Genomic DNA, 9,519 nt, shown 5'->3' with positions numbered 1-9,519 from the left:
AACAATGTGGCCAGCGGAATTTCTCTGGGGATGGTCGGCGTTTCCGGCGTCGGTTATTTATTGAATAAAGCGATGATGAAGTTTGACTATCCGGCTATGACCACAATTCTGGTTGTGATCTTTCTCGTGATGTTCACGTTTGAATGTGGAAGCCAGATGCTTAAGAAAAGACTGAAAAGGGTGTAGGAGGAAAATGATGCAGCCAACAATACGATTGCGTCTGGAAAAGGCGTATAACGTCCGTGAATTAGGCGGAATGTCCACGCGGGATAATCAGGTTACGCAGTGGCACAGATTTTTAAGGGCGGATGATATTTCCCGCTTATCTGACCATGATATTGACGTTCTGCTTCAGTATGGAGTCAATACAGTTATCGATCTGCGCAGTCAGAATGAACGGGAAGCGGCGCCGGATGCGTTGTTGAAGATCGCTTCCGTGAAGACGATCCATTATCCGATGATGAAAGGGAACGTGCAAAATGATGTTTCTCAATATAGCCCGGAAGAGCTTGCGCGATTAAATCGGCATCTGGGACACTTCTACGTCGAGATGCTTGCGGATAAGGAATTGATCTTCGGCTTATTAAAAGAAATAATTACAGCGCCTTCCGGCTGTATTCTGTTTCATTGCTCGGCAGGGAAGGACCGTACAGGAACTTTGACAGCGCTGCTGTTGAAAATCGCAGGTGTTGACGATGTGGATATCGTGGTCCATTACATGTCCAGCTATCAATATCTTGCGAACAGTCCGATGTTTGCCAAATTACCCCGGGGAATCGATTCAGGAATGATGGAATCCCGTCCGGAATATATCCAGGAAGCGCTGGCTTATTTAAATCGTTATGCGAATATTGAGGACTATTTGCAGGAATGCGGATTATCTCGGGAACAGATCGACTTACTTAAAGATCGGTTAGTAAAAGTGGGTTAAATCTGTTTTCTAAACTTCACGCAGGGAATATTTTTAGCATTTTGTGTATGTAGATTCGACAGGTAAAATAAGAAATCTGAGCGCAGGCCGTTTTCGTTCAGATTTTTTTGTTTGTGAATTCGCAAAGGCAATCGAAGAAGAACGGATTCTGGTTCAATTTAGAATCCTTCCTTATCCTTTCCGTGTTTTAGGCGTATGATTAAGGCAGAGAGAAATAAGGAGGGATCGAAAATGAAAAAAGTGTTGATTCTGGGTTTGTTATGGATGTTGTGCCTAAGCGGCTGTTTTAGCGAAGGCGGGCTGAAACCAGGAATTCACGGGACCTCCGCGGGAAAGAAAATGGAAGAATTTCTGGAATTCAGGCCGGATAAGCGTCTGTCAAACCCAAGTCTATCCGATTATCAGATAAAGACATCCCAAAATTTTTATTTTTATAATTTTATTGCGAAAGATCTTTCAACATTGGATTTATCTTCGCTGACGTTATCCGAACTTGCGAATGAAACGATGTTTACCGCAAGCACAAAATGGCCGGCTACGTTACCGAACCTGGATATTGAACACTTTTGGGAACAAGCCTGGGGCAAACCATTAGGCGCAGCGCTTTTCCATGAAAACGGAATCACCGGAAAGGGCGTGGGGATCGCGATCATCGGACCACAGCTTTACGTTGATCATCCTGAATACAAAGATAATTTGAAACTCTTTTATGGGAGTGAAGATCCTTTATCTCAGAATTTGTTCAGTACGCTTGGAAGCAGCGCGATGTTGTCCAATCTGGCGGGGAAGTCGCTGGGGTATGCTCCGGAGGCTTCAATCGCTTATATCGTCAATTCAGGATATGATGAAAAGGGGAAGCAAGACCTTTCCTCCATCCTTGAGAATATGGATTCCTTGTTGGAATATAACAAGACCTTGAAAAAAGATCCGATTCGGATGATTCTCATTCTTTCTGATATAAACTCTCAGGACCGTGCCTATGATATGTATCGGACGAAAGTCGAGGAATTAAAACAAGCGGGGATCGAAGTGATGACTAAAATGCCTTATTTTAACGGTCATTACTTCACAACCGTGGCGAAAATTCCGTATGCCCCGCTGGATGATGTGAATTCCTACTATTTTGACAAGGCCGGAGAAACTCCAGATCATGTGCTGTATCTTCCTTACGCTAACCGGGTCCTGGCTTTTCCGGGAGAGGAAACCTATTTTTACTATCCGGGCAGTTTCGATGTAAACTATGGTACGATATCCACTCTGGCTGGTTTTTACGCACTGGCTCTGCAGATGGATCCGAGCTTAACGCTGGATGAATTTGTCGAGATTGTCGCCGATTCGACGATCACATTAAGACCGGACAAGGAATACCGGGTGACAGGATTGGAAAACGTGATTTATCCGTCCCGCCTTTACGATCATTTGGCGTCAAGAATGAAAGAAAGTTAATAAAGGATTACTAAGAAAGAGGTTATGGGATAGAAAAAGAATATCTCCGGAGGTGAACTATGCGCGCAATCATGATCATGTTTGACACCCTGACCCGCAACTATCTGCCGAACTATGGCAACAACTGGGTGATCGCGCCTAATTTTCAGCGGTTGGAAGAACACTGCGTCACTTTCGATCATTTTTATGGAGGAAGCATGCCGTGCATGCCGGCCCGGCGTGAGCTGCATACCGGAAAGCTGAATTTTCTTCACCGCAGCTGGGGACCGCTGGAACCCTTTGATATCTCCGTTGTGGATGTGCTGAAAAACAAGGGAATCTATACTCATCTGATCACGGATCATTCGCATTATTTTGAAGACGGCGGAGCCACATACCATAACCGGTATAACAGCTGGGAAGGCTTTCGCGGTCAGGAAGGCGATCGCTGGCAGCCGCGGGATATCGACCTGGAGCTGCCTCGGCAACATCCGTTAACGAAAGCTGGCGTTTCTTTTGTTCAACATTACGCGAATCGGCAGAAACAGCGTCGGGAAGAAGACTATTCTTCTGTAAAGACGATGAACGCCGGTCTGGAATTTCTTCAATCTCATGGAAACCGGGAAAACTGGTTCGTTCAGGTGGAATGCTTTGATCCGCATGAGCCATTTGTGGTTCCGCAGCGATATCGTGATTTATACGGTTTAACGCAGCCGCCGCGGCTGAACTGGCCGGTCTATGGCAGGCTTACAGGAAAGCTGAGTCTGGATGAACTGGGGGATCTGCGCAAGGAATATGCCGCGCTGATCAGTATGTGCGATGCCTATCTTGGCAAAATTTTGGATTTTATGGATGACCATGAAATGTGGAAGGATACGTTACTGATCGTGAATACGGATCATGGCTTCCTACTCGGTGAGCATGACTGGTTAGGGAAGAACAAACCGCCGTTGTATAATGAAATCGTGCATCTGCCTTGCTTCATTCATATGCCCGGACAGCCTGAAAATCAACACCGGTCGGCGCTGGCGCAGACTCTGGATATTCCCGCGACGCTGCTGGATTATTTCGCGGTTCCCCCCATGGCCGGAATGGAGGGACATTCCCTGCTGCCGGTGATAAGCCGGGATGAAAAAATCCATGACGCGGTATTGTTTGGAATCTTCGGCGGTCATTTGAATGTCACGGACGGCGAATGGGTCTATATGCGGGCAAACCGGTCGGCGGATAACCAGCCTTTGGCGGAGTATACCTTAATGCCGACGCATATGCGGGAATTCTTTTCTCCCGAGGAATTGAACGGCGCGGAACTTGTGCGGCTGAATCAATTTTCACATCACCTACCGGTCCTGCGGATTCCCTGCCAAACAGATCAGAATTCCGCGTTGTACGGCGACTTTCTGTTTCATTTGAGTGAGGACCCTCAACAGAAACGAAACTTGATTATGGATAGACCACAGGAACGGGAGCGGATGATCGAATTATTAAAACGAAAAATGATCGAGGTGGAAGCCCCACCGGAACAGTGGATTCGGATGGGACTTTCACAAACGGAATGAACTAAAAAATCTGGACTGTGCGCCAGATTTTTTAGAATCTAGAAAAAAGATAAAATTGATTCCCGCTGTGGATCCTTCAGGATTAAGATCAAGAAATAAATTGACAGTCGGTTTAATTTCATAAGTCAACGAGGATTGTGCCGGGCTGATTATCAGGCTAAGCCCTTTGCTTGAACAATACCGTTACTTTATAGCCGTTATCAGGTAGAGCGTCTTCATTGTATGGGGAACAAGGCGAATCTCAATATTCTTAAGTCCTGCCTGAGTCCAAGCTTCACGGATTCTTTTCTCATCTGTAAAGACGCCGCCATCCAAGGCTTGCATGAATCCGCCAAGAATACGATTGCCCATCCAATCTTCAAGCAACGGATCGCCGACGATAAGTCTGCCCCCTTTCTTAAGAACGCGGGTAATCTCACGAATACCTTTCTCTTTGTTTTTCCAGTGATGCATCGACAACACCACGATCACGAGATCAAACGATTCTGAAACAAAGGGCAGTTGTTCGACACTTCCTTTAATCCACGTTATACCGCCGGCGGAAAGCGTGGGAGGAATTATAGTGTCGATCGCCGTGACATCGCTATTGGGAAATGCGGCAGAAACCGCGTGAGAGAAGACCCCGTCCCCGAAGCCGACGTCTAAAATGGTTTGCGGAAGTGTCTGTGAATTCCTGATTTCATTGAGTACGGCGGCCTGAATTGCCCTCATTCTTTTTACCTCACTTTTAAAAATTTACGTGTTCGGCGGGGTTCGCTGAATTTGAAGTTTTATTAATCCGCAGACACGGTTTCAATGAAATGATTCTCATACTGATTCCAATATTTCATATAGACACGATCATCATTTCCGTCAAAATTAAGCTGATACATTCTGAAGAATACAGGGAAGTTTTTGGGCTGCCATTGTTCCTCATAAGTATAGCAGTATTTCATACCGCAGGCTCGCATAACATGAGCGCTTCTCGGATTGTTCTTATCGTGGGTTGCGGTAATGTAGGGAAGTCCGTCTTTTCTTACCTGATCTACAACGGCCTTTCCAGCTTCGGAAACAATCCCTCTGTGCCAAAATTCTTTGCGGAGTCCATAGCCGAAATCGTGATGTTCTTCCATGTCTACTTTTATATAACCGATAGGATAGTCGTCTTCTTTCAGACAAATAGCGTACGCATACGCTTGCGGCTGCGCATATTTTGAAGCATATTGTTCTTCGTAGAACCGCTGAGTTTCCTCAAGATTTTTCGCTGGATACCAGGGAAGAAATTGATTGACTTCCTCATCTTTAAGAATAAGGAACAGAGCTTCTAAATCATTTTCTGTGAACTTTCTTAGAATCAGACGTTCAGTTTTAAGCGTTGGGGTATTCATCCTGTTTTCTCCTTGATCATTTTTATCAAATTCGCTGATGATTTCATCGAGCGTATGCTTTGCGTTCTCGGCAATGATGTTGTCGGCATCGGTATAGGTGATCAGCGCTTTCCACAGCGCCCAGCCGCGTGCGCGGTCAATCGTCCCTTGATCTAAATTCCGCAAAAAGAATTTTCTGTCTTTCTCATTAAAGAAAGTCCAGGCTATCGCGTAATCACAGGCGGGATCGCCGATCCCCGTCATGCCGAAGTCGATCACTCCGCAAAGGTGATTGTTTTTTACAAGCAGATTGCCCGAGCTACGTCACCGTGAATCCACACTGGCGGCTGTTCCCACTTTGATGAAACCGCTTGTTCCCATAGAATGCGGAATTTTTCTGCCGGCAGCTTGTTTTTATGCGTTTTCAGCGCTTCTTCAACCTGGAAACTATAAACTTCAAGGCTCGCCCCTCTGAAGAAATTGTGCTTCCCGGCTACCGGAGCGCCGGTCGTATCAATCCTTTGAAGCTCGCTTAAAAATGACGATAACTCTTTTGCGAAACAGCTTTGATTGGAGATGGCCGCTGTGCTGACAGGTTCGCCTTCTAAATAGTGGTTGACGGACCAGACAAATGGATAATCTTCCGACGGCTTTCCAATCGCAATCGGTTTAGAAATGGGCAAAGATAAATGCTTCGCTAAAAAGGGAAGCCATTTCGCTTCTTTTTCGATTTGCGGAACATAGTCAGGTCCACTTGGCAAACGAACCATCATTTTATCCCCTAAATGAAATGTGCGGTTATCGTGACCACTCTGAGCTGCGGGGATTACTGTAAGCTGGCTCCATTCTGGGAACTGTGTTTCGATCATTTTTTTTACTACGGTTGTTGTTATTTTCATAAATTATCCATGATAGACCTCCTTATAAATTGAAAATCGCTGTGATTTTTATCGCTTGAGAACGAAAGATATTTACCAGATCATTTCCGCGATCAACAGGACCAGCGGTAAGGTAAACAGACAGAGAATTGTCGAAAGGCTGACAATCTCTGCGCCTAAGGTGATATCCCGGTCAAACATCTGGGCAAAGACTGGCGCCAGCACCGCGGAAGGAGCGGCGGCGGAAACGAGAATCACCGTGCGGATGGTGGCGAAGGAGTCCGGAATGAGGCTGAAAGCCGCTAACAAAGCCGCGGGAACCAGAACTAAACGAACGACGCTGACGTGATAGGCGGTTTTATTTTTAAACATGTGGATGAGCGGACTTTTTGCCAGATACGCGCCCAGCACCAGCATCGCTAACGGCGTGTTCATAGAACCTAACGAATTCACAGCTTCCATGACCGGCTGTGCCGGCTTCACGGGAAGCAGGAAAATAATGACGCCGATGATCATCGCCCAGATACACGGATTGGTGATGATTTTTTTGAGCGTCACACTGTTTTTATCCCCGGACATCAGAATGACACCATACGTCCAGGCGTACAAATAAAAGCAGACGATAAACGGGGACAGATAGAATACCGCTTCGATTCCGAGTAATCCGGTGACTAACGGAATTCCCAGAAAACCGGCGTTGGAAAATACCATCCCGAATTTTTCCACACGCTGATCCGGTTTGTAAATCAGCCGGGCGATGAGAATGTTGGCGGCGTAAACCGCCAGACTTAACAGAAAGGCGAGGATCAGACCTTTGAACTTTTCTGGCGTATACGTCTGGTTAAAGGACGTTATGATGGTACAGGGCGTGGCGACCATCAACAGGATGTTGGACAGCCGGGCGGTTGTATCGTCGTTAATCGTCTGTTTCCGGTAAAGCAGATAACCGACGCTCATCATCAGAAACATTTTAAGGATCTGATTAAAAATTGTGATTGCGGATTCCATGATTGCTTCTCCCCCTGGGCTTACTTTTTGCTTAGGGACATTATAACGGATTTCCATAGGAAAAGGAAAGTAAGAAAGCCAAAAGGTACGGAAGGGGATGTTAGCGGCATCCTGCTGCGGATATTTCTTTTTCCATTTAAAGAAAAAGGAATTCCGTGATGGAATTCCCAGACCGCTTCTCTTTTGAATAACAGAAAAGTTACGGTTTTAATGTGTAATTGTTCCGGCCGTTTTTCTTCGACATATACAAAGCATCGTCCGCTTTCCGGTACAGCGTTTCAAAGTCCTGTGCCTCACGGGAGGTCAACGCGATGCCGATACTGGCGCTGACGCCCCAGCTGTTTCCCATTGCCGTGTGCGTGTAATGCAAAGCTTTTAACAACTGCTGGGCTCTGGTTTTGACCCAGGCAAGATCCGGGACCGGGATGAAGACCGCAAATTCATCGCCGCCGATCCGTCCGATCATATCCTGTTCCCGGAACTGCGTGCGCAGCACCGCCGCAAATTGCTCAATGACCGAATCCCCAAAGGCATGACCGTAGAGATCGTTTGCTTGTTTGAACGTGTCGATATCCAGAATGAAGAAAGCGTACAGCTGGTCTGGCTTTTCTTTCAGTAGATGTTCAATGTGCCGGCGAGTCGCGGTTTTCGTCAGTAAGCCGGTCATTTCATCCAGCTGGGCCAATTCCTGAAGCCGGTTTTCCTGCCGCTTTTCCGCATCAATATTCTGCCGGTAGGTCAGCATGTGCAGCGAACCGTCGCTTTTCTGGCGGAGAATCCGGGCTGTAATCCGCATCCAGAAATAAGCGCCGCCAGTCGACATCATGAATTCATATTTTAACGTGTCCTGCCCCGCTTCATAAGCGCTGATTACATTTTCAGGTTTAAACGTGTCGATATAACCCTGCCGGAATTCCTCTTTGATCTGTTTTTCCGCAACAATTTTCAGCGCTTCGTCATACGGCGTATTCGCTTGCGCACCCAGACTCATGAAATATTGAACCGTCGCTTCGTTAGCCGGCCGGTTGCGCGTGATATCCAGCTCGTAAATATCGTCGAATAATTCCTCGGTCGCTTTCTTGAAAATGGATCGTTTTTCCTGCTCCACAGATTGCGTCAGCGCGATGATCTGACGGTTAAAAGTGCGGATGACGCGAGTGATGACAATCAGGATGAAGAGAATGATCAACAGGATGATGATTGCGGAACGCAGCATTTCCTGCTGCAGTTCTGTCATCAGCTTGCCGGTATCCTGCCGGACGACTAGATGCCAGTTCAGCTCCGGAATGTACCGGGTGATCAGATAATCTTCGCTGGAACTTTTATCTCCCTGCGTCGTCCAGAAGCTGTCGGCGGCTTCCCCTTTGTTCCAGATTAACAACGATTGCCGGATTTCTTCCGGATAGTCGAAAAGAGAAAAGAAATTGACCTTTTCATAGCCGGTATAGTGCGAAGCGATTTCGATCAGGCCGGCTTGATCGACGAGGTAGGCTTCGACATGATATTGATTTTCATATTCCTGAATCAGTGCCTGCAGCGAGTCGATCTGTAAGCCGACGCCGACGGTGCCCAGCAGCGCGCCGTTATCCTCGTAAATATTGCAGTTAATAAAGACCGTAATCTTGTTATCCGCGCCGGCAACTTCGTCGTTATCCACATTGATCCAGTAATCCTGCGATAAACTTAACGAATCATAATACCAGTCATTTTCCGGATTCCCGGGTTCCAGTGTCCGGTCCAGTCCTTCAAAATTGTAATAGCGATGCGTCGCCGTCGAAACAAGAAAGACCGAGTCATAGTTGTATTTTAAGCGATAGCTGTTCAGATATTCGCGCAGCGTGTCAATATAATCCGGATTTTCAAGATTTTCGAGTTCCTGCGCCAGCGTTGAGCGAAGCAGACTGTCGTTGGCCATGGTCAGCGAGATATTGACCGGTTTGGTAAACAGCGTGGTGAGCTGATAATAAATCCCTTCGGAAGTCAGGCTGGAAACTTGTTCGATATTGTCCAGCGAGGCTGTGTAATTCATCTGATAACTTAAAAACGCGGTCATTAAAAAGCCGATGATAATGATCAGGCAGACCAGAAAATTTGTGCGGATCAGGATATTTTTCTTCATTGAAATCCCCCTCCTTATTCAGTGAGAAAGTCAATCTCCCCTCGGCTTTCTTCTGTTTTGTAAGCCTGTAAAAACGTTCGGCTGTCAAATACGAGCGTCTTTGGCACAGCCGGAGGATTATATTCTATTTTTATTGTATGGATGTCATTTTGGGAATACAAATCTTTTTCCAACATTGCTTCGTTGCCGACCAAACTTACAGTCAGGGACTAAAAGCTGGAAAAAGGAAAAAACGGACGATTGGCTGCCCGCT

At 46.5% G+C, this 9,519-nt stretch carries 8 protein-coding genes and 1 pseudogene; 4 read left to right on the top strand and 5 right to left on the bottom strand.

Annotation, left to right across the window (positions count from 1 at the left end):
* The 4 genes and pseudogenes from HOLDEFILI_RS20190 to HOLDEFILI_RS04460 form a co-directional block, all read left to right on the top strand.
* Nucleotides 1-186 (top strand): annotated as a pseudogene (locus HOLDEFILI_RS20190) (PhnE/PtxC family ABC transporter permease); the annotation flags it as partial.
* Between the two features lie 10 nt (nucleotides 187-196).
* Nucleotides 197-931, top strand: coding sequence for a tyrosine-protein phosphatase (locus HOLDEFILI_RS04470; protein ID WP_050766918.1), 735 nt, complete (start codon nucleotides 197-199; stop codon nucleotides 929-931).
* Nucleotides 932-1,162: 231 nt separating this feature from the next.
* A complete protein-coding gene (locus HOLDEFILI_RS04465) occupies nucleotides 1,163-2,377 on the top strand; it encodes a hypothetical protein (protein WP_039863881.1) in 1,215 nt (404 codons plus the stop codon).
* Between the two features lie 59 nt (nucleotides 2,378-2,436).
* Nucleotides 2,437-3,915, top strand: a complete 1,479-nt coding sequence (locus HOLDEFILI_RS04460; protein WP_039863880.1) for a sulfatase family protein — start codon at nucleotides 2,437-2,439, stop codon at nucleotides 3,913-3,915.
* Between the two features lie 183 nt (nucleotides 3,916-4,098).
* Here the strand turns inward: HOLDEFILI_RS04460 and HOLDEFILI_RS04455 are convergent, their stop codons facing one another.
* From HOLDEFILI_RS04455 to HOLDEFILI_RS04435, 5 genes are all read right to left on the bottom strand, one after another.
* Nucleotides 4,099-4,626, bottom strand: a complete 528-nt coding sequence (locus tag HOLDEFILI_RS04455; RefSeq protein ID WP_006058271.1) for a class I SAM-dependent methyltransferase — start codon at nucleotides 4,624-4,626, stop codon at nucleotides 4,099-4,101.
* A gap of 62 nt (nucleotides 4,627-4,688) precedes the next feature.
* Nucleotides 4,689-5,525 (bottom strand): GNAT family N-acetyltransferase, encoded by an 837-nt coding sequence (locus tag HOLDEFILI_RS04450; protein WP_279625252.1) that lies wholly within the window; start codon nucleotides 5,523-5,525, stop codon nucleotides 4,689-4,691.
* A 35-nt stretch (nucleotides 5,526-5,560) separates the two neighbouring features.
* Nucleotides 5,561-6,160: an aminoglycoside phosphotransferase family protein gene (locus tag HOLDEFILI_RS20185; RefSeq protein ID WP_006058269.1), complete on the bottom strand. Its 600-nt coding sequence runs from the start codon at nucleotides 6,158-6,160 to the stop codon at nucleotides 5,561-5,563.
* 72 nt (nucleotides 6,161-6,232) lie between these two features.
* Nucleotides 6,233-7,147 carry an AEC family transporter gene (locus HOLDEFILI_RS04440; RefSeq protein ID WP_039863879.1) on the bottom strand — a complete coding sequence of 305 codons (915 nt, stop codon included), beginning with the start codon at nucleotides 7,145-7,147 and terminating at the stop codon, nucleotides 6,233-6,235.
* Nucleotides 7,148-7,346: 199 nt separating this feature from the next.
* On the bottom strand, nucleotides 7,347-9,266 hold the full coding sequence (locus HOLDEFILI_RS04435; protein ID WP_006058266.1) for a sensor domain-containing diguanylate cyclase: 1,920 nt from the start codon (nucleotides 9,264-9,266) through the stop codon (nucleotides 7,347-7,349).
* Nucleotides 9,267-9,519 lie beyond the last annotated feature (253 nt).

It is taken from the genome of Holdemania filiformis DSM 12042 (assembly GCF_000157995.1).
GTDB classification, from domain to species: Bacteria; Bacillota_I; Bacilli_A; order Erysipelotrichales; family Erysipelotrichaceae; genus Holdemania; species Holdemania filiformis.
This window is presented reverse-complemented; position numbering and strand designations above follow the sequence as displayed.

Coding starts and splice junctions, on each gene's coding strand:
- HOLDEFILI_RS04470 (WP_050766918.1), top strand. CDS start 197: ATGCAGCCAACAATACGATTGCGTCTGGAAAAGGCGTATAACGTCCGT.
- HOLDEFILI_RS04465 (WP_039863881.1), top strand. CDS start 1,163: ATGAAAAAAGTGTTGATTCTGGGTTTGTTATGGATGTTGTGCCTAAGC.
- HOLDEFILI_RS04460 (WP_039863880.1), top strand. CDS start 2,437: ATGCGCGCAATCATGATCATGTTTGACACCCTGACCCGCAACTATCTG.
- HOLDEFILI_RS04455 (WP_006058271.1), bottom strand. CDS start 4,626: ATGAGGGCAATTCAGGCCGCCGTACTCAATGAAATCAGGAATTCACAG.
- HOLDEFILI_RS04450 (WP_279625252.1), bottom strand. CDS start 5,525: ATGACGGGGATCGGCGATCCCGCCTGTGATTACGCGATAGCCTGGACT.
- HOLDEFILI_RS20185 (WP_006058269.1), bottom strand. CDS start 6,160: ATGAAAATAACAACAACCGTAGTAAAAAAAATGATCGAAACACAGTTC.
- HOLDEFILI_RS04440 (WP_039863879.1), bottom strand. CDS start 7,147: ATGGAATCCGCAATCACAATTTTTAATCAGATCCTTAAAATGTTTCTG.
- HOLDEFILI_RS04435 (WP_006058266.1), bottom strand. CDS start 9,266: ATGAAGAAAAATATCCTGATCCGCACAAATTTTCTGGTCTGCCTGATC.